Genomic DNA, 25,732 nt, shown 5'->3' with positions numbered 1-25,732 from the left:
TCAGTTCTACTGTCGATTTATGTATCGTGCTTTTGCGCGCGAAGGGAGGAAATCATGTCGAAAACCGATAAAGGCCAGAGCCTTATCAACGGCTGGGATGACGCCAAAGCCGCATCCATGTCAGAATCTGAAAAACTGTTGTACCGCTCAAACCTGCTTGGATCTGACAAGCGGATTACAAATTACGGTGGCGGCAATACCTCTGCGAAGGTCTTTGAAAAAGATCCGCTATCCGGCGAAGAGGTCGAGGTTCTTTGGGTCAAAGGCTCAGGTGGCGATGTTGGTTCGATCAAGATGGACGGGTTTGCCACGCTCTATATGGATAAGCTGCGTGCCCTTAAGGGCGTGTACCGCGGCGTCGCATTCGAAGACGAAATGGTTGGGTATCTGCCCCATTGTACGTGGAATCTGAACCCACGTGCCGCATCCATCGATACCCCACTTCACGCCTATGTGCCACGCAAACACGTGGACCACATGCACCCCGACGCGATCATTGCAATTGCCGCATCAAAGAATTCGCATGAACTCACGGCCGAGATTTTTGGCGACGAAATTGGCTGGTTGCCATGGAAAAAACCGGGTTATGAGTTGGGCCTTTGGTTAGAAAAATTCTGCCTTGAAAACCCCAATGCCAAAGGGGTGGTCCTGGAATCGCACGGCTTGTTCACATGGGATGACGACGCAAAGGCGTGTTATGAACTTACGCTGGAAATCATCCAAAAAGCGATGGATTGGTTTGCAGACAAAACCGCAGGTCAGGCAGCATTTGGGGGCGCAATCCACACGTCGCTGGACGCTGACGCGCGCCGCGCGGTTGCTGCGAAACTGATGCCTGCGATCCGTGGCATGGTATCGGGCCAGCAGCATATGGTTGGCCATTTCGACGATCAAGACGCCGTTCTCGAGTTCGTGAACTCTAAGAATATGGAACCATTAGCCGCGTTGGGCACATCTTGCCCCGATCACTTTTTGCGGACCAAAATTCGCCCCTTGGTCGTGAATTTCGACCCCGCCCAGAACAATATCGACGAGGTGCTAAACGGGCTGCCTGATCAGGTTGCGGCCTATCGCGCCGACTATGCCGCCTATTACGACCGCTGCAAACACAGCGATTCACCTGCTTTGCGCGATCCAAATGCGGTTGTCTATCTGGTGCCCGGTGTCGGGATGATCACCTTTGCCAAAGACAAAGCGACTGCACGTATATCAGGCGAGTTCTATGTCAACGCGATCAACGTGATGCGCGGATCGTCTGCTGTGTCTGAATATTGCGGCTTGCCAGAACAAGAAGCGTTCGACATCGAATATTGGCTACTAGAAGAGGCAAAGCTTCAGCGTATGCCCAAACCAAAATCAATGGCAGGGCGGGTTGCATTGATCACGGGCGGCGCAGGCGGGATCGGGGCCGCCACCGCCCATCGATATTTATCCGAAGGGGCCTGCGTAATGCTGGCTGACATCAACGCCGATGCATTGGAAGAGGTCCGCGCAGGCTTTGCCAATACATTTGGGCCAGATGTCGTGCGATCCGTTCAGATGAACGTCACTGACGAACAGGCAATCATTGATGCATACGCCCATACTGCCGTTGAATTTGGCGGGGTTGATGTATTGGTTTCCAATGCCGGCATCGCGTCATCCGCGCCGGTCGAGGAAACATCGCTCGCCTTGTGGAACCAAAACATGGATATCCTATCGACCGGGTATTTCCTTGTCAGCCGCGAGGCATTCAAGCTAATGCGCCAACAAAACATCGGCGGTGCGGTCGTCTTTGTTGCCTCGAAAAACGGGCTGGCAGCGTCGCCCAATGCTTCGGCCTATTGCACTGCAAAGGCATCAGAAATCCATCTGGCCCGTTGTCTCGCGCTGGAAGGTGCAGAGGCTGGCATTCGCGTGAACGTGGTGAATCCCGACGCCGTACTCAAGGGGTCCAAAATTTGGGAGGGCGAATGGCTCGAACAACGGGCGGGCACCTATGGCACCGACAAAGAGGGCCTAGAAGAAATGTACCGCAATCGGTCCATGCTGAAACGGTCCGTCCTGCCCGAGGACATTGCCGAAGCGGCCTATTTCCTTGCATCCGATGCCTCGGCCAAGTCCACTGGCAACATCATCAACGTTGACGCTGGCAACGTCCAAGCATTCACGCGCTAAGGTTTCGCCATGAAGAACTATATCGACGCTGAAAACGCCAAACGCATCGACGCGCTGAATGCGGATTACAATGCATTGGCCGAACATCTGGATCGACGCGGTATCGACGCAAATGCGATCAAGGAACGCGCCAAAACATTTGCTGTCGCCGTCCCATCGTGGGGGACCGGTACGGGGGGCACGCGGTTCGCGCGCTTTCCGGGCGAGGGCGAGCCGCGCGACATTTTTGACAAGCTGGATGATTGTGGGGTGATCCACGGATTAACCCGCGCGACACCCAACGTATCCTTACATATCCCATGGGACCAAGCCGACCCTAAGGCACTGCTCGCAAAGGCCAATGAACACGGCCTTGGCTTTGATGCGATGAATTCCAACACGTTTCAGGATCAACCCAATCAAGCGCATTCGTATAAGTTCGGCTCACTGTCCCATGTTGATGCCGCAACGCGCCAGCAGGCGATTGATCACAACGTTGCCTGTATCGAAATTGGCCAGGCCATCGGATCAAGCGCACTGACCGTGTGGATTGGCGACGGATCAAACTTTCCGGGGCAAACGCATATGGGCCGTCAGTTCGACCGTTACATGGCCTCAATGCAAGAGATTTACGGGGCCTTGCCAGACGACTGGCAGCTTTTCAGCGAACATAAAATGTATGAGCCCGCGTTCTATTCAACCGTCGTGCAGGACTGGGGTACTTCCCTCATGATCGCGCAGGAATTGGGTGAAAAGGCAAAATGCCTTGTCGATCTGGGCCACCATGCGCCGAACGTAAATATCGAAATGATCGTGTCCCGCTTGATCCGTGCAGGCAAACTGGGTGGTTTCCACTTTAACGACTCTAAATACGGGGACGACGATCTCGATAGCGGCACCATTGATCCATATCGGATGTTTCTTGTTTGGAACGAATTGGTCGATGCCGAGAGCCCCGATTTGAACCTGTCGCATATGATCGACCAGTCGCACAATGTGACTGACCCGATCGAAAGCCTGATGATCTCAGCGATGGAAATCCAGCGCGCCTTTGTACAGGCATCATTGGTGAACCGCGACGCGTTAGCGGGCTACCAATCGGATAATGACGCGCTCATGGCGTCAGCCACATTGCGCCAAGCATTCCGCACAGATGTCGATCCAATCCTGCAAATGGCAAGGTTCGAAACCGGCGGTGCAATCGCCCCCATCATGACCTACCGGGCATCAGGCTATCGCGCAAAAGTATCAGAAACACGTCCCAAAGTATCAGGCGCAGGCGGGGGCATCGTTTAGGGCGTCAGCCTCTAGCCCTTTGAAATTCCCCCCGCGTATTCACCAAACTGAGCGTGTCATCGCAAATCTCGCGATGACACGTCAAACTAATCCGCGCGCCGGCCAGTTGGCTCACTCACATCTGACGAGTTCTACCCAAAGGCGGTTCACAACAAGCGCGTTCGAACTAGTATTATAACAAGAAGCGTGAGTATGCCTCGCCGGGTGGTGTTGGTTACTGATTGGTGACATTTTAGCTTTGCTGCTACCAATCGCATGCCTCATAATCAAGATTATGTAATATACTAGACCACCCGCGCGTTGCGCAGAAAGTTCACATCAGATGTGCGACTTCGGGTGCAGCGACAAAGCGCCATTTGCGCAGGGGGCCGGCCATCACGTTGAGGTAGTACATTTCAAATCCATATGGCGCGCCGCACGGGTGGTGCCCGCGTGGGACGCAGACCACGTCACCATCATGGACAGCCATTGTTTCGTTGAGTTGCAAATCGTCCGTGTAGACACGCTGGATACCAAAACCATCTCCGGGGTTAATTCGGTGATAATAGGTTTCTTCGAGATATGTCACGCGCGGGAAATCGTCTTCGTCGTGGCGATGGCTTGGGAATGATGACCAATGCCCTGCAGGCGTAAAGACTTCGGTTACAAGCAGGCTGTCGCAGTAGTCCTCGTTTTCCATTGCAATATTGTTGATATAGCGTGTGTTAACGCCTTCGCCACGTTGGGTCAGCTCAATCCCGTTGGGCCCAATTTTGCGTGCCTCGTGGCCAGATTGACCCGGTGCCTTGCAAACAGCAATTGTGGCGTCGGTTGTGGTCTCAAGCGACCAATCACTGCCATTTGGAACATAAAGACAATGAGGCGGTGTTTTCTCAAACACATTCATACGCTCGCCCAATTCGCCCCAATTCTGGCCCGCGGCGTTGATGATGGCCTTACCCTCGACCATCACGAGGATCACCTCGTTTTCGTCGGTTTTTTCGCTCCAGCTTTCGCCTGCGCGTAACTTGATCAGATCAAAGCCAACGTATCTCCAACCAGCACTTTGGGGCGTGATCTGGTGTACCTTGCCATGCGTGCCAAAAGGCCGCTTCAGAAGATCAGACATATCAGTCCTCCTCGGACGGGGTTTCAGGGGAGTAGGTCACAAACAGACGAACGGTGGCATAGACGCCCAAGGCCAAGAAAATCACCGCAAAGCCCGGGCTGCCGCTCAGGGCCTCGAACAGCCCCCACCCCAGACACAGCGCAACAATCACAGCGCGGCGCCAAATTGGGCGGTAGAATGGATCGTTCGCGTTTAACATAAATGCTCCTTAGGCTGGGATCAGCCCTGTTTCACGGGCTATCCGCTTGAGCGTATGAAGCCCAAGTGTTTGGTACAATAGCGGGTTTCGCAAATGCGGATCTTGCTCGGCTTCGATAACGATCCAGCCGTCATAATCGTTTTCAGCAAGGATTGTGAGAAGCGGCCCGAAATCGATAGCGCCATCCTGATCACCCGGCACGGTAAACGCCCCTGCCAAAACACCCGCCAGGAACGACATGCCTTCGGTTCGCACACGTGCGGTCACGTCCGCCCGGATGTTCTTTGCATGAAAATGTGCAACGCGGGCGATATGTTTTCGCAGCACAGAAACCGGATCTCCTCCGCCAAAGGCACAGTGACCGGCGTCAAACAACAGATACGTCGCAGGCCCCGTTGCCGCCATAAAGGCATCAATGTCTGCCGGACTTTCGACGACAGTACCCATGTGATGGTGATACGCGAGGATGATCCCTTCGCTCGCAAGATATGCAGCGAATGTTTCCATCTTTGCACCAAAGGAGACCATCTCAGCCGCCGTCAGGCGCGGACGATCGTTTACCGCAACCTCAGGATTGCCATGCACGGTGTTGGAACATTCGCAAACGATACATACCTTGCATCCATTGTGCTTGAGTTTAGCCAGATGGCCCTGCACCGCCGTGATTTCTTCGGCGACAGAGCGGGTCAACAGCTCCGTTGAATACCAGCCCGAGATGAATTGCATCCCATGCTGTGCCAAAAGTGCACGAAGCGCTTCGGGATCATCTTGTGGCCAGCGGTGGCCGTTTTCTATCCCATCAAAGCCGATGAGTTGCCCGGCCTCGGTCAGAATACGCGCGGTGGGAATGTCCGCACCAATGGTTTGGTCATCATCGTTGGCCCATGCGATTGGGTTTGTGCCGAACTGGATCATGGGTCTTTCCTTAATTCACAAGCGATTGCTTTGAGATCTGCGTCAGATATTCGACAAACCTGTCGCGCTGCTTTTGACGGTCCGATGTTTGCGGAACGGCCACGTCCCAAAAATAACCGTGCGCCCCCGCCGTGGTTTCGATCCCCGTACCGGGAAAATCCTTGGCGATGGTTTCGATAACGATCACGGTCGGAATATTGCGATCTCGCGCGGCGACAATCTCGGCCTCGAGCTGATCGGTATCCTTTGCTTTGACGGCAAAGGCACCCATTGATGCGGCATGGGCCACATAGTCGATCTCGGGCTGCGCATCTACGTTGCAATCGACATACATGTTGTTGAACGGCTCCCCGCCGCAACCCATTGTTTGCAGGCGATTAATGCAGCCATAGCCACGATTATCCGTCAGAACCACAGTGAATGGAATGCGCCGCATGACTGCGGTCGCCAGTTCGGAATTGGCCATCATATAGGACCCGTCCCCGACAAAACAGACCACTTCGCGATCAGGGCAAGCCAGTTTCAGCCCCATCGCACCGGCGACCTCGTATCCCATACAAGAGTAACCGTATTCCATGTGATAGCCGCCTTGCGACGGTTGCCAGAGCAGCTTGAGCGCACCGGGCATTGTACCTGCGGCGCACATAGCAATCGCCGTTTCGGTGGTGGCGCGTTGTACCGCGCCGATCACTTGGCCGTCAGTGGGATTTGCGGACTGGTCGTCAGGGCGGGCGCAATAGGCATCAACGGCACGGAGCCAATCTTCACGTGCAGCTACGTAGGATTTAGCGACCTTGTACGCCCCAAGCTCTGCGGACAATGCCTCCAGCGTTACCTTCGCATCGCCAACAAGGCTCTGTGCGCCGTGTTTCGCAGCATCATATCCGTGAATATTTATCGAAACGAGCGTCGCATCTTCGCGAAACAATGTACGTGAACCGGTGGTGAAATCTTGCAATCTTGTGCCGACACCAATGACAAGATCCGCGTTTTCCAATGCAACATTTGCTGCCGCCGATCCATCCACACCCGAAGCACCCAAATTCATGGGGTGATCTTGGGACAGGCCCGATTTGCCTGCCTGTGTTTCTGCTACCGGAATGTTATGCGCGCTCGCGAACGTCGCCAAGGTCTCTTCGGCCTGACTGTAGATCGTTCCACCGCCCGAAATAATCACCGGGTTCTGCGCGTCTTTGACCAATTCAGCGACATGTGCCAATTCGCCAAGATCAGGCTGCGGGCGGCGAATGCGCCACACTCTTGGTTCGAAAAATGTCACCGGGTAATCATAGGCCTCTGTTTGGACATCCTGACAAAATGCCAACGTCACCGGACCGCAATTGGCTGGATCCGTCATCGTACGCAGCGCGCGCGGTAACGCGTATAAGATATGTTCGGGCCGGGTGATCCGGTCGAAATACCGCGACACTGGGCGAAAACAATCATTGGCCGAAACGGTACCATCATCGAAATCTTCGACCTGTTGCAGCACGGGATCAGGGCGGCGATTAGCAAAAACATCCCCCGCCACGATCAAGATCGGCAGGCGATTTACATGCGCCAAAGCGGCGGCAGTCACCACATTGGTCGATCCCGGCCCAATGGAAGAGGTCACAGCCATGGCGCGGGTCCGCTTTTTGCCCTTGGCATAAGCAATCGCAGCATGCGCCATTGTTTGTTCATTCTGTCCGCGCCACGTCGGAAAGACGTCTTGGTAGGCATGCAACGCCTCACCGATCCCGGCAACGTTGCCATGCCCAAAGATCGCCCACATCCCGTCAATATAGCGGTCACCATCAGGTGTCAGCTGAACCGAGAGCCATTTCACCATTGCCTGAGCGGCAGTCAGTCGGATTGTGTTTACCATGGGTTACGATCCTTAATTGGCATTGAGTCGGGCATTTTCACTTGCGGCGTCCCAGATCTGACAGAGGCGTGCAAAGCGTTCTGACATTTGCGCAACGGCCCTTGCGTCGTCGGTTTCGCCCTTCATCCAGTGACGGGCCACATCCCCGAAAATCGTGCGGCCAACCGCAAATCCTTTGACCAAAGAAAACTGCGCCGCAATTTCAAAGCTCGCCGAGAGCGCGGCCTCTGGTGCATCCAAACCAAGCACAACGATACCGCGCGTGTGTTGATCATATTCTTCAATTGCGCTGACGGCGTTGGCCCAAGCTGCCTGCGTTTTCAGGGGCTCTAGTTTCCACCAATCGGGATAAATACCCGCAGCATAGAACTGTCGGATCAGGGTCGCGGTCGTTGTATCATCTATTGGCCCAACCTTTGAGGGTATGATCTCGAGTAGGAATTCGAGGTTGTTGCGCCGGGCGGCGGTGAACAATCGCTTCACCCGTTTTTCTTGGAGCGCCCGTGTTTCGGCATCATCATCGGGATGGCAAAACACTAGCAGCTTAACCACGTTTTCGCGGGCCCATTCTTTGAACTGACCAAAGTCTTCACCGAGCTCTGGTTCAAACGCAATCGGACGCGATCCGGGCAATTCAGTCGGACGACCAATCCAGAGGCCCGTGCCAGAGGCAGCATGAAGTGCACTGCGCCCGATCCGGTTATCGGTCAGAATGCCGTAACCATCCTGATCGCCCTTGACCTCCAAAGCAGCTTTTAGACACAGTTCTTTGAACGCGCTGCCTTTATCGAGGCTATAGCCTTCCATCTCTTCGAGCTGCATCCGGTGATCAAAGGCAAAAGTCCGCAGGCTGGACCAATCTCCGTCATTGCGTGTGTGCCTAGTCGTCGACCAGTGAATTTGCTCTAATGCGGGGTCGTTACGTAAATCCGCTTGTTTTACGCCCCGCTCGAGAAAGAATTCCAGCTCGGTGAGCGACGGGTACGCGGGCGTGCAGCCGTGACGCGATACCGCAAACGCGCCACAGGCGTTGGCGTAGCGCAGGGCGGTTGGCCAGTCGATGTCTTGGACATCCGGACAATCCATCCACCCCTTCAATAGGCCTGAAAAGAACCCATCCCCCGCCCCCAGGACGTTGAAAACCTCGATTGGGAACCCTTCTCCGCTTTGGCCCGCGTCCAAATTATCGGGGATTGCCCCCTCGAATGCGACAGCACCTAACGCGCCGCGCTTACAGATCAGTGTCGCGGTCGAATGTTCACGTACTTTGCGCAGGGCTTCGACGGTGTTGGTTGATCCACCCGCGATATGGAATTCTTCTTCGGTGCCGACGATTAGATCGAAATAATGGAGGGTTGCCAGCAACTTTGCTGTTACCGCTTCGCTCTCGACAAAGCGGCTCTCGCCGTCGCCGTGCCCCGCCACACCCCAAAGATTTGGTCGGTAGTCGATATCCAAGGCCGTGCGCGCACCATATTTGTGCGCAAGTTTAAGTGCTTTGATCGTCGCGGCTTCTGTCTGAGGATGGCTCAGGTGGGTGCCTGTGGCCACCACTGCACGGGTGGTTGCGATGTAACTCTCGTCAATGTCATCTTCGCAGAGCGCCATATCCGCACAGTTTTCGCGGTAGAATATCAGCGGAAATTGTTCTTGATCACGTATCCCAAGGATGACCAAGGCGGTAAGCCGCTCTGGATCGGTTGCGACGCCTTTGGTGTTTACACCTTCGCGGGCCAATTGCTCACGAATAAAACGCCCCATGTGTTCGTCACCGACACGGCTGATCAATCCCGTCTTCAGCCCCAAGCGGGCTGCACCACATGCGATATTCGTCGGAGACCCGCCAATGTATTTGTCGAACGATCCCATATCCTCAAGGCGCCCGCCGATTTGCGCGCCGTACAAATCAACGCCTGCCCGGCCGATAGTGATAACATCTAGGTCTTTGGTCATTGAAGGTGCCTGTAAGTTCGGTGATCGTTGGAAACTCCAAAAGCCGAGCGGTCGCCCGCCCGGCCCCCGGGGAGGTATGGTCAAAGCGCAGATTTCACATATGAGATTGACTGCGCCAAAGCGGCTTCGGGATCGCGAAGTCCGTGTATTTCCGCAGCAAACGGTTCAAAACTGAATGGACCATCATAGCCCAAATCAAGCAATTCTTTGATTTGCGGAATATTGTGCAGACGGTCTGCGGCATCAACAAGGACACGGTGTTCATCAAGCATTTCGTCAACCGCAATGGTGGGATGCGTCACGCCAGAGATATGCACAAGGCCCGTCAATTCTGGGTAGAATTCTGTCTCGCCCGCAAGGTGATGGTGAAACGTGTCATGCATCAATTTGTAAGTGCCCTGCCCGCCCGCAGCTTTGATTGCTTCTACGGCTGTCGCCTTTGTGCGCATTGATGAAATCGGAAAGCCTAGCGGCTCGACCAAACCGTGCAGGCCGCGCGTATCAAGGATCGGCTTCATCATACCAAGCGCATCAACAAGATCATCAAACGCGACGGGATTGCCATCGTTCAATGGACACATGACCAGCGCCCCTGCCCCACAGTGCGCCGCGTAATCGGCCATCGCGGTCGCCCGGTCGGCCAGATCATCAGACCAGCTATTGAATGGATAAAGCGCGTTGATCGACAGGATCGTGACACCATGCTGTACTGCCAGCGCCTTGACGTCATGGGCGGGTATGGCGCTGACAACATCGGGAATGTCATTGCGAATTTCGACCTCACTAATGCCGAGACGCATGGACATCGCGAAAAATTCGTCGAGGGGCAGCTTGGGTGCTGCGATATGATTCATTGCAAAACGCATGATTAACCTCAGCTATAAAGAGCCGGACGCTCTGGGTTGGTGATGGTGACAGCGCTTCCATCAGATTCTTGCGCCGCAACGCAGGCATCGCAGGTCACCGCGGCCATGTACCCATCCCAAGACGACGGGCCTGACGCTGTACCTTCGGCAGCCGCGTTGATGAAATCTTGCAATTCAACATCATAAGAGGCGACAAAGCGGTCTTTCCAATCCGTCAGAATTTCGTTTTGGCGCTTTGCGTTGAGGCGCATGGTGATCGCTTGCGGTTCAGGCAGATAGGCAACACCATCTTCACCGACGATCTGACATTGGATGTCATAACCGTATTTGCAGTTCACATAGATTTCGGTGTTGATCACAACACCTTTGGCAGTGGTCAGAGTGACGATTTGTGGGTCACGCAGCTTTGCGTGGCTCGCTGCGCAAGTGCGTGGAAACGTCACGCGGGCTGACACGTAATCATCATCCAACAACCAACGGAAAACGTCGATCTCGTGGACAAAGGTATCGTGGATCGCCATCGGCGTCACATATTGCTCTGGTACGGTTGGATTGCGATGGGCCGCGTGCACCATAATCGGCGCGCCGGTGTGATTTTCGACAGCATCCTTGAGCGCAACATACCCCGTATCGTAGCGGCGCATAAAGCCAACCTGGACAAGCCGTTTTCCGGCGGCGATCTCTGCGTCTACGATGCGTTTCGCACCCTCTGCGGTGGTCGCGAGCGGCTTTTCACAGAACACAGGCTTGCCCGCCTCGATCGCGGCCAGCACATAGTCTTCGTGCGTCGCGCCCGTTGAACAGACCAATACCGCATCAACGGTGTTTGCTGCGATCAGCTCTTGTCCCGTTTCATAAACGGTCGCGTCGGGGGCCAGATCTGCCTGCACCGCCTTTGCGGCATCCACAGAATAGTCTGCCAGCGCGACAACCTTTGCGCCAGCCAAAACCTGCTGGATACGACGGGTATGATCGCGGCCGATCATGCCGGTGCCGATAACGCCGATTTTCAAGATCATGGTGGTTTCCTTATTTGAAGTGCTTGTCGAGGTAGCGTTTTGTTTCCGCCAGCATGAAGCGGGCGCTGTCTTCGGCGCGGTCTTCCCATGCAAAGACGCAGTTCGACAAAACGCCGTCGAATTTCATGTCAGCAAGGGTGGAAAAGAACAGATCCCAATCGATCTCGCCCTGCCCATAGTCGAGGTGCTGATGGACGCGCACTTTGCTTTCTGGCGGATTGACGATGTAGCGCAGCTCTGAGGACTTGTTGTGATCATAGGTATCGGCCAACCGAACATGTTCGAGCAATCCAGCAGTCGCACGCAGGTTCGCCTCCATGTCGGGACCGTAAAAGAAAGTATGCGGCGCAATGAATGACGCACGGACCATGGGCGAGTTGATGGTCTTGATAATATCAATCGCTGGGTGAATTTCTTCGACCCAATCCTCGGGGTGTGCCTCTAGGGATAGTTTGATGCCTTCGCGCTCGAGGATCGGCACAAGGATATCCATCGCCTTGAAAAACTGACCTTCGCAGACTTCTGGGCGGTGAATGCCGCTGTTGTCGTTCAACGAACGGTTCGGGGAACCGCCTCGGCCAAACTCGGACACAAACATCGGACATTCCAGTTCAACGGCGAACTCTATCGCGCGCTTCCAGTTGTCGATCGCCATGTCCCATTCGTCTTGATAGGGGGACGCCCAGCGATACATCGGCTGAATTGTGGCAAGGCCGACATTGTTGTCTTTCAACGCTTTTTTGAAAGACTGGATACGTTCAGGATAGAGCTTTGGGCGGGTCCACCACGAAAAGAAATCCGGGCGCGGTGACATTTCAACATAGTCATAGCCAAGCGCGGCAACCTTGGCGACGGTATCTTCCAAGGACAAATGCCGGATCATATGCGGATCAAGTGTGTGTTTCATCGGGACAGGTTTTCGCTATTAAAGGGGGGGGGTAACCCTTGCCCACAATCACAGCGGACAAGGAAAACGGTTATTGGGCTTCGGGGAATTCCGCGCCGGTTTTGGCGCCCGTGATATATGCGACGACATCCTGTGGATCTGTCTCATCCACGCGCAGGTTCGCGCAGATACGACCACGCCGGAACACAACGATACGGTCCATCAAATCAAAGACTTGCCGCATATTGTGGCTGATCAGGATCAACGGTTCATCTTGTTCTTTGAGCGTACGAATAATGTTTTCCACCTGCGCTGTCTCTTGCACACCAAGGGCCGCGGTCGGTTCGTCCATTATCGTCAGCTTGGAATGAAAGGCCGCAGTCCGTGCAATTGCCACACACTGACGCTGACCCCCTGACATGTTCTGAATTGAGTTCAGAATGTTGGGAATTTTCACACCAGTCTTGACCAGACCAGCCATGGTTGCTTCGCGCATGGCTTTGTTATCCAGTATGGAAAATGGGCCCAGTTTGAATTTCACCTTTTCTCGGCCCAAAAACAGATTGGACGGCACGTCTAGATCATCCGCAAGCGCGAGGTTTTGAAACACGGTTTCGATGCCTGCCTCGCGCGCTTTGATTGGGCCATCAAAATGGGTCGGCTCGCCGTTTAGGATGATGTCCCCGCGTGTGCGCTGCTCAACGGCTGTGATTTGGCGCACAAAGGTGGATTTGCCCGCCCCGTTGTCGCCCATGATCGCCACATGTTCGCCCTTGTGGATCTTGAAATTCGCACCTTCTAGCGCGTGAACGCCGCCGTAGTGTTTCGTCAGGTCGCGCGTCTCTAGCACGATTTCGGAATTGCTGTAGTCCAACATTTGTCTGCTCCTTACATCCGTGCTGCGTTACGTTTTTGACGATACTGATCGAGAACAACGGCACCGACGATGATCACGCCCTTGACCATTTCTTGGTAGTAAGCGTCGAGGCGCAAAAAGGTGAAACCAGAGATGATGACACCAAAGATCAACGCACCCAGAACCGTGCCCAAGATCGAACCGCGACCCCCGGCCAACGACACGCCGCCAATGACTGTCATGGCAATCGCGTCCAGTTCGTACATGATCCCCATACCAGCTTGGGCAGTCAGGTTTTTGGAAGACAGCACGATGGCGGCTAATGCGGCCAGAACACCGGCGATTGTGTAAACAAGCACCTTGTGACGCTCGACCTTGATGCCAGACATCCGGCTGGCCTGTTCATTCGATCCAATGGCGTAAGTATGTTTGCCGTAAACTGTGTACTTCAGGATCAGGTGGAACAAGATCGCCAAAGCGATAAAGATAAAGACAGGTGTCATCCCCTTGCCAAGCGCCGCGTAGCTGTCGGTCGGAAAAGAAATCGGCTGCCCTTTGGACCACCATTTGGCCACACCACGTGCGAATACCATCATGCCAAGGGTTGCAATAAATGGGGGGATTTTCGTGTAAGCAATCAATGCACCATTGATCGCACCTGCAACCACACCACACAGAATGCCAATAAAGATTGGAACAATCACAGGTAAATCAGAAACCCCTGCGAACATCAGTTTGGGGTTTGCCATACCGTTGATTTCAGCAACCTGCGCAAACGACATCGCAATCATCGCCGTTGCGCCCACAATCGACCCCGGCGACAGATCGATACCCCCAAGGATGATGACTTGGGTCGCACCCAGAGCAATAATACCGATGATCGACACTTGAAGGATAATGATCTTTAGGCGGGCTTCGTTAAAGATGCTGTCAAAGCGGTCGGCGGTATCAAAGAGCAAGCTTTGACCCATCAAGATGGCCCCTAATCCCTCAAAGATGGCGACGATCAAAACGAGCGCGAAAAACACGTTCCACTCTGGCGCGCGCGCTTTCTTTTTGTCGTCGAAGGTTAGTCCTCCGATGCCGTGTGATGATTTCGACATTTATTGCTCCCAGAATTCTGCACGCTCTATTCGGCGTGACATGTGAAGCGGCAGCACGCACCGCTTCACTTTTTGGTTTCGCTCGTCTTGGCGAGCGTTAGTTTGCGTAGTTGCCAAGATTGGCCGGGATCACGAGCTCAAAGGGGACGTAAACCTTTTGGTCGACCTCTTCGCCCGCTGCCAATTTCAGCGCCGCATCAAGCGCGCCCGAACCTTGACCCGCAGCATTCTGGAAAACAGTGACGTCCAAATCACCCGCAGCCATCGCAGCCAGAGCATCTGCCGTTGCATCAACGCCGCCGACTTGGACCGCGCCCATGTCGATGCCTGCTGCTTTCATCGCCTGAATTGCACCAATCGCCATTTCGTCGTTATTGGCGATAACCGCATCAAACGGTTCACCCGACGACAACCAGTTTGTCATCAGATCTTGGGCTTCGTCGCGTGACCAGTTGGCTGTCTGCTGGTCGACGACCTCAATAAAGTTGCACATGTCCATTGCCAGCACATCTTCGATGTCTTTGGTGCGTTGAACGGCCGCTTGGTTTGATAGCTCGCCCATCATGACATAGGCCCGCGCTCCGCCGCCTTTGCCAGCCGCCCGCAGATTCTTGCAGATTTCGAATGTTTCCAGCGTCCCGGATTCAATTTCGTTGGAGGCTACAAACGCTTGGTTGTTGGGCAGGCTATCGACGTTGATTGGTTGACGATTCACATAAACAAGCGGCACGCCCGCTGCCTCTGCGGCAGCTGTCATCGCCAACGTCGCCGAGGTATCGACAGGGTTCACAATGATCGCATCAACACCTGAAGCGACAAAGTTGTTGATTTGATCAAGCTGCTTGGCAACGTCGTTTTGTGCGTCTTCGACTTGAATATCAACGCCGTCCATCTCGTCTGCCATGTCGATCATGCCGTTGCGCAGTACGGTCAGAAAATTGTCGTCGAACAGGGCCATAGAAACGCCGATGGTTTCAGCGGATACGGTCGAAGTGAGCATGGTTGCGACACTGGCCGCAAGAATGGTCTTTTTCATTGTGTTTCCTCCCATTCCGACGTCCGGCCCGTCGGTCATTCGTTGTGATACCGGAACGGCCAATTTATGGGCCGCAACCGCTACGCGCCCTCCTCGACGTGCAGCGGAATTCTGGTAGGGAGGGCAATCGTGTCCCGTACCCTCGCCCATAAGGCCGAGGGGTACACATGCACTGACGGGCTTTTAGGTCCGCCGTGCAGCGATATGTTCGGATAGTGTGATCCTCCCTGCCGCGGCATGTCTCCACGCTTTGGCTGGGATGTAACTGGCCCAACTTATGACACTAGGTCAACGGATAGCGCATCATATCACATCATTCTTGATGTAATTATCCGGGTCATTTTGATGTATTTACATCATTATACAGATTCTGGCAGATAGATCTCTGGCTGCAAAAACGACTGCCCAGGCACGGTAGAACTGCCATTCTTCACCGATTTTACCATCATATCGACCAAATCAATGCAAAGTTGGCGCAGCGGCGTTGAAATCACCATCGTCACATAGCCATCGGCGAGCGCGGCACGGCTATCTTCGGTCAATTCATTTACCACCATTGCAACTTCATGCGGTTGGACAGATTCGCGCAATGCAGCGATCGCGCCCTCCATTCCGCCACCGGCAATATAAAGGCCGCGCAGGTCGGGATGGCGCGCCAACAACTCAAGCGTCGCTTCATAGGTAAGCTGCCGCGTTTCAAGGTTCACGATGGAATCAAGCACCGTAAATCGCGGGGAACTATCCCGCACATAGCTCCGAAACCCGGTTTCCCGCAGCTCATGCCCGTGCCAGCGATTGCCACCCACAAAGACACCCAGTTTACCGCCAGAGCGCGCAGCAGTCGCAACCATCCATCCTGCCACACGGCCAACCTGCATGTTGTTTAGACCAAAATAGTTTTCCCGCACGCCCTGCGCAAAATCGTTCAACAGTGCAAAGGTCGGAATCCCTCGATCCTTAAGCCTCTGCACCTCTTGCGTAACGCTTTGGTGGTTCACCGCAGAACTGGCCAGCGCATCAATCTTGGGAGAAATCACATGAATTTCGTCAAGAAACGCCTCTGGCGTTTGCGCCGATGAAAACCGGATGAGCGCGCGCCCGCGAATATCGGTTCTCTCCTTCACCGCCCTTTCCATCTCAGAAGCAAAGGTCTTGTAGAACTCTTGCCGCCCTTTGTGCAAAACCACGCCAAAGGTCATTTCGGGCACCGATGTATCCAATCGCTGATCGAACAGCGCAGATGCATGATAGCCTACTTTGTGCGCGGCCATCGCCACCTTGCGCATTGTGTCTTCGCGCACCTTGCCCCGTCCATTCAGAACACGGTCCACGGTTGCAGGTCCGACACCGGCCTCACGGGCGATGTCTTTGATCGTTGGCCTATTCGCCATGGCGCACCTCTATGATGTGATTACCTCATATGATGTGAAGCCATCCCACTGAGCGCAAGCCAGAACTAGCAAGTCTCTCTAAAATGGACACGAATTGGCGTTTTTGTATCAACCAAAGTTTCCAGCCGCCCGTAATGATGCGCGATGACCGACAGAGCGATCCCCACTTCGGTGGCAGGCTCTTGATCCAAGAGCGCATCGATCTGCCCCACCTTCAAAAGCGTGCGACGCTGATCTGAAAATTCATGCGTAATATAGACGAGATCGGAACGTCCTGCGCGCTCAATGGCTTGCGCCACCTTCACACCCCCAGCCGAAGCATTGTAAATGCCAGCAATGTTAGGATGATCACGCAAGGCCCGCGCGGCCAGTTCACCAGCGCGATCACCGCTTTCACGGCTTTCGGCAACATGGACGACATTGCAACGCAGATGGCGCGCGACCAGCACATCTTCAAACCCGCGCCGTCGTTGTGCCTGGCCAATCATCGACCATAATCCGCCGATCAACATAATCTCACCACCGCTTGGACCCAGGAATCTGCCCAGTAGGTCACCCGCTATGCGCCCACCGGCATAGTCATCCGGCCCGACATAAATTGCCTTTTCGGCCCGGATATCTGCCGCCAAAGCAATGACGGGTCTGCCCGTGTCGGCATAACGGTCCAGATCAGCCGCAATTGGTCCGTCGTCAGGCAAACAGGTGATGATGGCATCATGTGTGGCCATTGCACATTGGATAATACGCTGGAGTTGCTCGGGCTTGGCAGGGTCACCGACATAGACCCGCGTCTGGATATTAAACGGGTTTACTCCCCTATTTTGTTCTGCAAACGCCTGTCCAACTGTGGCGTGAAACGGATTCTGCGGGGATTGCAAAATCGCGGCAACACGCAGCGTTCGTGCCGCCCTTAGATCCAATGCGCGATCCAGCTTTAACCGCTTTGCCGCTCCGATCACACGGCGTTCCTTGTCAGTGGAAACTCCACCTCGATTGTTGAGCACGCGGTCAACCGTCGCGGCAGATACACCTGCCTCGCGCGCCACATCGGCTGCCGTCACTTTGCGCCCCATCTTGCCACCATTTGAGGAAATTTCATCAAAACACGTTTAGCATGGCCTGCCCGTGTTTTGTAAATCCTCTCTGTGCCGTTTAGGCCCAAGGAGGAAAATCATGATCAAACACACCGACTTCGTGACATTCGACGCAAACAGATTGGGCGGCCTGTCGCAGCAGCGCGACCGCAAGCCGTGGCCCAATCATCGCCTGCACTGATGCTAAGTCGCGACGATTTCCCTTCCTTCGGCCAAAACATACGAGTTTCCCCATGCCCAAAACACTGAATATCGGCCTCATCGGATCTGGCTTTATGGGCCAAGCACATGCAGATGCATTTCGGCGCGCTGAAATGCTTTATCCCGATCTACCAGCTAAACCACGGCTCTATATGCTTGCTGACGCCACACCAGCGCTTGCGGAAAAGGCAGCCGCGCGATTTGGCTTTGAAAAAGCAACGGGCGATTGGCGCGCGCTCGTCACCGATCCCAACGTGGATATTGTCGATATCACCTCTCCAAATTTCTTGCATTTTGAAATGGCGATTGCAGCGATTGAGGCAGGTAAACACGTCTATTGTGAAAAACCCTTGGCCGTAACAGTCGCCGAAGCCGAAGCCATGACAGCCGCTGCAGAAAAGGCAGGGGTTAAAACAATGGTTGCCTTTAACAACGTGAAAACCCCTGCCGCGATGCTCGCCAAACAGATCATCGAGCGCGGCGAGATTGGTACGCCAATGCGTTTTCGCGGTTGGTTTGATCAGGGTTTTTTCAACGATCCAGAGTTGCCTTTTTCATGGCGCTGCACGCGCAAACAAGCGGGCTCGGGCGCCTTGGGCGATCTTGGTTCACACGTCATTTCTGTCGCCCAATATTTGATGGGGAACATTTCAGAAACCATTGCGCAATCGCAGACCTATTTTCCCACCCGCCCAGAACCCATTGGACAATCGGGATACAGCGCCAAAGCCGCAGACGATGCACCCCGCCGCACCGTCGAGAATGAGGATCAAATTCAAACCATGATCCGTTTTGCCTCGGGCGCAGGTGGTACCATCGAGGCCAGTCGTGTCAGCGCAGGCAAGGTTTTCGGCATCTACTGGGAGGTCTCAGGCGCCACCGGCACAATTATCATGGACGGAGAGCGGTTTAACGAAATCAAACTTGCCCGCTACGATGACCCAAAGCGTGACCGAGGCTTTAAAACCCTGCTTGCAGGCAGCCAAGTCCCTCAATTTTCGGCATTTTTCCCGTTTGATTTCGCGGGTGGTGGCTTGGGCTATTTTGACGTCAAAGTCATCGAAGTGCGGGACTTAATCTTTGGCATCTGTTCGGACAGTCCTTGCATGCCAGATTTTGGCTTTGGCCTGACCAACCAGCGGATCGTTGAAGCAATGGAACGTTCACTTGAGACCAAAAAGTGGGAAATCATCGGATAAGGTGCTCAAGGCCCAGTCAATTGTCGCGCAGTCGGAATGACGCCGAATCTCCACTGCCCTGATCAACTGTAAAACGCAGAACATTTCCGTTCCGTACTTCGACCAACTGGCAGTTATAGGGAATCTGCGTATTGCCCCATTCCATCGCGCGGCAAAAATAGCCCCCCTGCCAACTCCAACTGCCGCTGATAGCGCGGCCAATGGCGGCCCCTTCGATGTGGCCGTCACCTAACACATTTAGCCGCACACCATAGAGCGCGTTACGCAATTCTTTGCCCGCGACCAAAGATCGAAACGTCGCCTCGTCGTGAACAGGGGCAAAGCTTTCCGCAAAAGCCGACATCGGGATCAGGGAAAGGGTCAGCGATAGCACAATATCTTTCATCGAATGCCTCATCATTTGATGCGTGGTTTTATTACGTTGGACGTTAGGGTTTGGTTCAATCAACGCGCCTAGGCACAAGCGGGTGCTTTTTGTCGCGCGGCAGCTGCGCCACGAAAACCATTGCCAAGGCTTTGAGCCCACAGGGCAACAACGCATAAAGAAAATTCAAACGCTGCAACGCCTCAGCGGTATTTGGACCCTTTGGTGAAAACCCCGAAGATTGTAGCACTGGCAAAACAATCGCAGCGGCAAGTGCCAAAGAAATCTTTGCAGCAAATGCCCACACCCCAAATCCCATTCCGGTCGCGATGCCTTGCTTCATGAGAACATTTGCAAATAGAGCAGGCAAAATAACCATGTCTGCGCCCAAAGCAGCCCCGGATGCAGCACAGATAAGCCCGAACTGCCATGCCGCCCCGACAGGTAAACTGTAGGCCCCGATAAATGAAACGATGGCAAGGCTCATCGCGCACAATAACACCTGACGAGCGCCAAACCGGGCCGATGCCCACGACCAAAATGGCGCTGACATTCCGGCCGTCAAAAAGAAGAGCACGAGAAAGAGACCCGCATAATCACCGAGGACAAGGCGGTCTTCGACGAAAAACAAAAAGAGTGTTGAGGTGATCGCAACAGGGAGCGCGTTCAAAAGGGCAATCAAAAGCAATTGTAAAACTCTGGGCTGTAGCAGACCGCGAAACGACTGACTTTCTTGCCTGCCAGTCGCAAGGGGTGTCCAGAATGATCGGCTGAACAACCAAATTGCGATCGCGGCGGCTGCCAACACCACCCCAAAAATCGCGTAGCCTTGGCGCACCCCGTAAAATCCGCCAAGAACGCCGGGCAAGATGGCGGCGACGACAATCCCTACAAGTGCACCTGTCTCGCGCCGTCCGGCAAAGCGCAAATGTGCACTGTCAGTACCTGCCCCAACGATTGCAGCCCCCTGCCCGTAAAATAGGATTGTGCCGAGGCTATAAGCCGTAAAGACAAGGACCAAGCCCAACACCAACCCAAATATATTCGGCTGCATCACGAAGGCGATCCAAAAACCGACCCCCATGCCGACGAAAGCCCCTGACACAAAATACGATCTGTAGGTTGGAAAACGATCAACCAAACGGCCCAATAATGGGTCCTGCACAAAGTCCAAAGCACGCAGGCCGAACAAGAGATACCCGACTGTGCCCAAGCCAATGCCCAATTCGGCGGCAAAGCTCGGCAGGTGAATGTACAACGGAATACCAGCTGACGCTAGAAACGCTGCGATCAATGGTACTGTCACGTGATTGGCCAAGCTACCCTCCGACTACAATTTCAATACGCGGCACAGGCCATGCCGGATCAGTCAGAAGGGTTGCATTTCGCCATTTACGGAACGCGCGTTAGCCCCCCAAATCTATTTGCTTAACGCACGGGTTCGCGTCGCAATCACCTCAACAGTGCGCTGCGATAAACACAGACTGTCGATTTCAGCAATTTGTCACAAGGACCAAGGCTGGTCAGGCTGCCCCGAGATCAAGCTGCGAAATATCTTGAGGGTGAGATGACGTTGTATACCGGGCCTCACCATGACTTATGCCCGCAGACGGCAAGTGCCCGGCACCTAGCCTTGCGATAGAGTGCAACGCGTAGGCAGAACCTCTGCGTTCAGATTTTGCCGAAAGCTATCAAATTTGACCTTCGTGACAGCCCGGATCAGGGTCTTGATGGCGGCAGATTTTATATTGGAATGTCATCGCTTGCCCCGTTGCCGCAGACCACGAGAAATGGTTTGTGCTGAGCAATCCCATTTCATTGTGGCGGATAACGTGCCCGCTGCCCGAGCAGTCTGGGTGTTCGATGTAACCCGTTTCATCGCCATTTACTGCGATACTGAGAAATGTCTCTGTACCGTCTGCTGCCCGTTCCCAAGTGGTCTCGCCGCGCGGGACACTCACAACAGTGCGATCATAGGCACGGTTTTTGTGGGTCACAGTCATGACCTCTTGCGTATCCGGGTTGGTCATCGAAAAGCTCAGACTGTCGCCAGTCATGGTCGCACTCGTGACATTGCTTGGCAAAAAGAAACTACCCGCGCAGCCGTTTGCATCAAACAAATCATAGTTACAGCCAAACCCGATAGTCGGCAGCGCCAGATCAAGCACCCCCATTTGCATGAAGTCACCATATGCTTTGAGCGGCACCATCGCTTCAAATGGATTTGCAATCGCCCCTATACGTTCAAAAACCTGCTCCGCGGCCGGATAGGTACCCGCACTTAACGTGACATAATTGTTTGCACTTTCCTCGTCTGAGTAGGGTCCGCAAGACTGACCAGCGGCGGCGCCTTGGGCAAGGACCAAGAGTGGTATGAAACAAGTTCGCAGCATGTTACCCAATGTGTTTGAGTTAAATTCAACGGTTGTCGCCTTTGAAGGCAAACTAAAATGGGCCATCCGATCTGATCAAGACATCAGTCTTTTTGCCAGTGATTTAGGCGGCGATTTGACCAGCACCCGGGTTTCCGGACGACACGTGGCACAAAGCGGTCTGTTACTCTGAGGGCGTTACAAACGTTAGCCCATTGACCCGCTTGTCCTGCCCAAAGGCGATCAGGGCAAACCACTTAGAGAACGCAATACTATCGCCATCAGAACAGACCGGAATCGCGAAATCCTCTGCTCGGGCAGTATAGCTTGCAGGCACGCGACCAAGGATCGCAATCACTTCTCCACGGGTCAGGCCCACCCTCAAGCCCGAAGGCATTTGCCAGCGCGGCGAAGTCGCGGACATCGTAACGACCATATCTTGGTAAAAATCAATATTCGCGCCATTCAACGTCATCCGATCAATCGGTTCATCGCTGAACGAAACATCATCAGTCGCCTCTGGCGTTCCAAGTTTGGCAAAGGCCGCTAACGGATCACCCATTCTAAGACCATTTAGGTTAAATTCCGACGCTGGTAGGCAATCAAAGTCTTGGCCATATGCGCGGTCGCTTGTCAGGACGGGCGTCGACTGAAACTGATTTGAAACCCAGGTTTGGGAATCCCAATCCCATGTCTGACCTGCAGCCAGCTTTGCATCATGAATTCCGCCACCAAATCCATAGCTCACCGTTTCCGGGATGCACGACAGGCTCGCGACACGCGTCCCACTTTCTGTCACTTCTACCCATCCAAAACGCCGTTGAGGAAGACGCATTTCTTCTTCTGAAAACGGACGTTCGAACCCTCCGCCTACGTTGTAACCGTAGTCGAGATTGTAGAATGTGACAGCTTCGCTAATCGCACTACCGACACCTGACCACGGCACAAAATCAACACGTTCGATGGTTTCTGACAGGACCAGATCAGCCGGGCCACCAATCGGTCCGTAGTGATATGTCGCAATCTGATTGTCAAAACAGACTCGCACCTCAGTGCCACGCCCTTCGATCTGACAAGAGGTAAAGACCTCTTGCCCTTGCGGACAATCCGCGACGGCCTCTGCCGCAAGAAGGTTCGCAAAACAAAATAGACTAATCCCGAATTCGCGCTGCAATCGCCCGCCCCTTTTGAAATCTGTAGACAATATTCGACCAATTATTCGCAGGTGTCACTCTACCCCGCACGCACATCCTAAATGCAATCAGGGTGGTCTGTGAACATGCGTGATCGCCCCTGTCGACGCGCGTCAACAGGGGCGCCTGATTAGCGCGCTCCGATGTGAACGGTATCACCGTCAAATGTTTCGACAGACATCACAAACGGGTCGGTCGGATAGCATAGCGCTTGCTCTTCGAGCATGCCGATAGCGATTTCCTCGCCCATCCGCAGACTGTCGTAATAGTCCGAGAAATAGTGCACTCCAGCCATATTGCGACCGATCGAGATATTCGCAGCCAGTTTGTTCAACTCACCCCCCAAAGTAAGAGCGCTTGGAACGTCAACTGTGCGCAGCGCACCACCATTTTGAAATGCTTCATAAGCGATTGGCGTATCGCCTTTCTGGGCGTGGCGGAAACTCTTGTTCCCACTGGCATCAGTGACAAAAACGGCACCAGTGTCAAAATAGGCCTTAAGGATCGTTACACAGGCCCCGGCCACAGTGGCATGACCCGCAGCGTAGGATGGGTGCATTGGCGATCCTTCGGCAAAGGCCATTGGCAGCAGCGCATCATCATTGCCATTCGCAGCGTTAATCGCATCCACCGTTTGCTGAATCGACGCACGCATATCGGAAAACACAGTGCCCAGTTGTGGGAACTCAGTTTCTGGCAGGTGATCAGTGCTAAGCCGCGCGGCCAACGCCTCGGGGCGCAAGCGAAGGTGATTGTTGAATTTTTGATAGCGTGCAGCCTTGAGCGCACGTGTGGCAACTTCGGTCACAAGCGTCAGGATATGTGGCCCACCATAGAGCGCAAATCCACCCGCATTCGACGCCCGCCCGTCTGACGCACCCGAAGGATAGCTGTCACGCGCGCCAGACAAATGAGCAAAACCAGGATCGGTTGGTGCACCCATGGCCAGCAGAATGAGGCACGCATTAAGATAGGCCTGATAGAGCGCATCAAAATGGACATAAGTCGCCAGATCCCGAGGTGTCTGGATAAACCGCGTTTTACCAGAAATAAAACGCTGGCCCAAATCACCGGGGCCGCGCACGTCTTTGCCATCTTGAACATCGCGCCAACTGGACCAGTCGGTCATATAGTCGTCGCCCTCTTCGGCGACGGGAACGCGCTGGTCGATAACTTGCGCGCCATAAACGATCTTACCATCGGTCAGATCCATGAAATTTGGCACTTCGTTTCCGATCAGCAGGAACTGCGATAAAAACGGGCCGACTTCGACACCGGGTGATGACCCGCGAAAGAGCGTCTCGCGGTCAAGTTGCCCATTCACAGTTTTTCGTGGGCGGTTCGGAAAACCCGCTTGCGCATATGCGTAGCTGCGCAACCGATCACGCGCATCTGTCAGGGCCTGACTGCCGCCATTGCTGTCAAAGGCATGAAATGGCACGTCCCGCAAAAGAGCGAGTTCATAGACCTCTGCCATCTCAAACGACAGCTCATCTGATCCAAGCGCCGGTGCTGGTGCCATCGTGACCGCCTGCGCATCCGGACCTTCGAGATCGTAAGCGATACCCGCTGTCGGGGCCTCCCACTGGCGTCGGCCTTCGGGAAAGCTGGGAACAGGCACACGGTTGGTAAAGGCATCAATATACCCATCGTTGATCGCTGTACGAAATGCTTTGAAATGATCCCGATTTTTGACCAATCCCGTGTCGGGATCGTGCTCTAGCCCTTTGGTGAAACTCATCGCGAAATTCGCGCCCGAGTATTTTTGTTCATCGCCGTTGGATAATTGCTTGGGATAGGGGCGACCATGGGCAAGTGATGCCGCAGAACGGCGGGCAGCACGCGCTGCCTCTTGGCGGTTGGTTGACATAATAACCTCGTCAATTTGCAAAAAATGAATATTCAAAAAGTACGCGCCTAAAACTGACGCGCTTACAAAATAGCACAACTCAACCGCGAAATAACGGTCATGATACCCCTACCCTGTTGGCGCAGCGGTAGGTCGCGACAATCTGCGCATATGGCACCAACTGCGCGGTCAGTGGTCAGACTTGCAAACCTCTAAGATGGTGGTTTGGGCGAGCCTCGCAATCAGGCTTTGTTCGACGTCTTGCATCACATCGGCAACGCGGCGATGCAGCGCGTGTTCGATCGAACAATCGTGCGGCTCTGGCGTGGGTTCGCTCGCCACCAGCCGTTCGTCCAACGCAAGGTACACATCAGCAAGCGTTATTTGATTGGCATCACGTGCGAGCCGCCACCCTCCGGCATGTCCTTTTTCTGAGATCAGCAATCCCGCCTCGCGCAACTTGCCCAAGACCCGCCGGACGACCACAGGATTGGTTCCGGCGTGTTCTGCAATCTCTGCAGAGGTGCGCGGTTCCGTGGGGGTGCCAGCCATATGGCCCAAGGTATGCAGGGCAAGCGAAAGACGCGAATTCCGTTTCATTCAAGAATTTCCCTTAACACCGCAGTCACGCAACAATTCCTGTTGCGTGAATCTCGTAACTGATATAGTTGCATGAGTCGAATTCACCTCGTCCACTCTGAACCGAAAATATGCAAGGCAAACAGATTCTTGTCACCCCGCGAATTGAGCAAGAGCGCCCGAGACCGACGTGAAAACCACTAATTAGGCTCGATATATGACCGGCACACGCCTGAGCGCTGCGATCCCT

General features: G+C 54.2%; 22 protein-coding genes. 3 read left to right on the top strand and 19 right to left on the bottom strand.

Annotated features, from left to right (window positions below):
* Positions 1 to 54: 54 nt before the first annotated feature.
* Both TW80_RS14100 and rhaI read left to right on the top strand, forming a co-directional pair.
* The gene (locus TW80_RS14100) at positions 55 to 2,157 is read left to right on the top strand and encodes a bifunctional rhamnulose-1-phosphate aldolase/short-chain dehydrogenase (protein WP_045998065.1); all 2,103 of its coding nucleotides are present in this window, start codon (positions 55 to 57) and stop codon (positions 2,155 to 2,157) included.
* 9 nt (positions 2,158 to 2,166) lie between these two features.
* The gene (gene rhaI, locus TW80_RS14095) at positions 2,167 to 3,432 is read left to right on the top strand and encodes an L-rhamnose catabolism isomerase (protein ID WP_045998064.1); all 1,266 of its coding nucleotides are present in this window, start codon (positions 2,167 to 2,169) and stop codon (positions 3,430 to 3,432) included.
* Between the two features lie 313 nt (positions 3,433 to 3,745).
* On the opposite strand, the gene iolB is transcribed toward rhaI, so the two are convergent.
* The 13 genes from iolB to TW80_RS14030 form a co-directional block, all read right to left on the bottom strand.
* Entirely contained in the window at positions 3,746 to 4,540 is a 795-nt protein-coding gene (iolB, locus tag TW80_RS14090) for a 5-deoxy-glucuronate isomerase (RefSeq protein ID WP_045998063.1), read from the bottom strand.
* Position 4,541: 1 nt separating this feature from the next.
* Complete coding sequence (locus tag TW80_RS14085) at positions 4,542 to 4,739, bottom strand: hypothetical protein (RefSeq protein WP_045998062.1); 198 nt, start codon at positions 4,737 to 4,739, stop codon at positions 4,542 to 4,544.
* Between the two features lie 9 nt (positions 4,740 to 4,748).
* Positions 4,749 to 5,654 carry a myo-inosose-2 dehydratase gene (gene iolE / locus TW80_RS14080; protein WP_045998061.1) on the bottom strand — a complete coding sequence of 302 codons (906 nt, stop codon included), beginning with the start codon at positions 5,652 to 5,654 and terminating at the stop codon, positions 4,749 to 4,751.
* Positions 5,655 to 5,664: 10 nt separating this feature from the next.
* Positions 5,665 to 7,521, bottom strand: a complete 1,857-nt coding sequence (gene iolD / locus TW80_RS14075; RefSeq protein ID WP_045998060.1) for a 3D-(3,5/4)-trihydroxycyclohexane-1,2-dione acylhydrolase (decyclizing) — start codon at positions 7,519 to 7,521, stop codon at positions 5,665 to 5,667.
* A gap of 12 nt (positions 7,522 to 7,533) precedes the next feature.
* Positions 7,534 to 9,474, bottom strand: a complete 1,941-nt coding sequence (locus TW80_RS14070) for a bifunctional 5-dehydro-2-deoxygluconokinase/5-dehydro-2-deoxyphosphogluconate aldolase (RefSeq protein WP_045998059.1) — start codon at positions 9,472 to 9,474, stop codon at positions 7,534 to 7,536.
* A gap of 80 nt (positions 9,475 to 9,554) precedes the next feature.
* The gene (locus TW80_RS14065) at positions 9,555 to 10,340 is read right to left on the bottom strand and encodes a TIM barrel protein (RefSeq protein WP_045998058.1); all 786 of its coding nucleotides are present in this window, start codon (positions 10,338 to 10,340) and stop codon (positions 9,555 to 9,557) included.
* Positions 10,341 to 10,348: 8 nt separating this feature from the next.
* Positions 10,349 to 11,359, bottom strand: a complete 1,011-nt coding sequence (locus TW80_RS14060; RefSeq protein ID WP_045998057.1) for a Gfo/Idh/MocA family protein — start codon at positions 11,357 to 11,359, stop codon at positions 10,349 to 10,351.
* 10 nt (positions 11,360 to 11,369) lie between these two features.
* A complete protein-coding gene (locus TW80_RS14055; RefSeq protein ID WP_045998056.1) occupies positions 11,370 to 12,266 on the bottom strand; it encodes a sugar phosphate isomerase/epimerase family protein in 897 nt (298 codons plus the stop codon).
* Positions 12,267 to 12,336: 70 nt separating this feature from the next.
* Positions 12,337 to 13,122, bottom strand: a complete 786-nt coding sequence (locus tag TW80_RS14050) for an ATP-binding cassette domain-containing protein (protein WP_045998055.1) — start codon at positions 13,120 to 13,122, stop codon at positions 12,337 to 12,339.
* 11 nt (positions 13,123 to 13,133) lie between these two features.
* Positions 13,134 to 14,204 (bottom strand): ABC transporter permease, encoded by a 1,071-nt coding sequence (locus TW80_RS14045; RefSeq protein ID WP_045998054.1) that lies wholly within the window; start codon positions 14,202 to 14,204, stop codon positions 13,134 to 13,136.
* 97 nt (positions 14,205 to 14,301) lie between these two features.
* Positions 14,302 to 15,240: a substrate-binding domain-containing protein gene (locus tag TW80_RS14040; RefSeq protein WP_045998053.1), complete on the bottom strand. Its 939-nt coding sequence runs from the start codon at positions 15,238 to 15,240 to the stop codon at positions 14,302 to 14,304.
* Positions 15,241 to 15,599: 359 nt separating this feature from the next.
* Positions 15,600 to 16,631: a LacI family DNA-binding transcriptional regulator gene (locus TW80_RS14035; RefSeq protein WP_045998052.1), complete on the bottom strand. Its 1,032-nt coding sequence runs from the start codon at positions 16,629 to 16,631 to the stop codon at positions 15,600 to 15,602.
* A 65-nt stretch (positions 16,632 to 16,696) separates the two neighbouring features.
* A complete protein-coding gene (locus TW80_RS14030) occupies positions 16,697 to 17,704 on the bottom strand; it encodes a LacI family DNA-binding transcriptional regulator (protein ID WP_045998051.1) in 1,008 nt (335 codons plus the stop codon).
* Between the two features lie 254 nt (positions 17,705 to 17,958).
* Between TW80_RS14030 and TW80_RS14025 the strand changes: the two genes are divergently transcribed.
* A complete protein-coding gene (locus TW80_RS14025) occupies positions 17,959 to 19,125 on the top strand; it encodes a Gfo/Idh/MocA family protein (protein ID WP_045998050.1) in 1,167 nt (388 codons plus the stop codon).
* Positions 19,126 to 19,141: 16 nt separating this feature from the next.
* Here TW80_RS14025 and TW80_RS14020 read toward each other — a convergent pair whose 3' ends face one another.
* The 6 genes from TW80_RS14020 to TW80_RS13995 form a co-directional block, all read right to left on the bottom strand.
* Positions 19,142 to 19,510, bottom strand: a complete 369-nt coding sequence (locus TW80_RS14020) for a hypothetical protein (RefSeq protein WP_045998049.1) — start codon at positions 19,508 to 19,510, stop codon at positions 19,142 to 19,144.
* Positions 19,511 to 19,565: 55 nt separating this feature from the next.
* Positions 19,566 to 20,807: an MFS transporter gene (locus tag TW80_RS14015; RefSeq protein ID WP_045998048.1), complete on the bottom strand. Its 1,242-nt coding sequence runs from the start codon at positions 20,805 to 20,807 to the stop codon at positions 19,566 to 19,568.
* Between the two features lie 373 nt (positions 20,808 to 21,180).
* Positions 21,181 to 21,948 (bottom strand): hypothetical protein, encoded by a 768-nt coding sequence (locus TW80_RS14010; RefSeq protein WP_157033282.1) that lies wholly within the window; start codon positions 21,946 to 21,948, stop codon positions 21,181 to 21,183.
* A 97-nt stretch (positions 21,949 to 22,045) separates the two neighbouring features.
* Positions 22,046 to 23,035: a hypothetical protein gene (locus TW80_RS14005; protein ID WP_045998046.1), complete on the bottom strand. Its 990-nt coding sequence runs from the start codon at positions 23,033 to 23,035 to the stop codon at positions 22,046 to 22,048.
* A 149-nt stretch (positions 23,036 to 23,184) separates the two neighbouring features.
* Positions 23,185 to 24,924: a vanadium-dependent haloperoxidase gene (locus TW80_RS14000; protein WP_045998045.1), complete on the bottom strand. Its 1,740-nt coding sequence runs from the start codon at positions 24,922 to 24,924 to the stop codon at positions 23,185 to 23,187.
* A 168-nt stretch (positions 24,925 to 25,092) separates the two neighbouring features.
* The gene (locus tag TW80_RS13995) at positions 25,093 to 25,503 is read right to left on the bottom strand and encodes an RrF2 family transcriptional regulator (protein ID WP_045998044.1); all 411 of its coding nucleotides are present in this window, start codon (positions 25,501 to 25,503) and stop codon (positions 25,093 to 25,095) included.
* Positions 25,504 to 25,732: the final 229 nt, after the last annotated feature.

The organism is Loktanella sp. S4079 (assembly GCF_000967725.1).
Classification (GTDB): domain Bacteria; phylum Pseudomonadota; class Alphaproteobacteria; order Rhodobacterales; family Rhodobacteraceae; genus Yoonia.
This window is presented reverse-complemented; position numbering and strand designations above follow the sequence as displayed.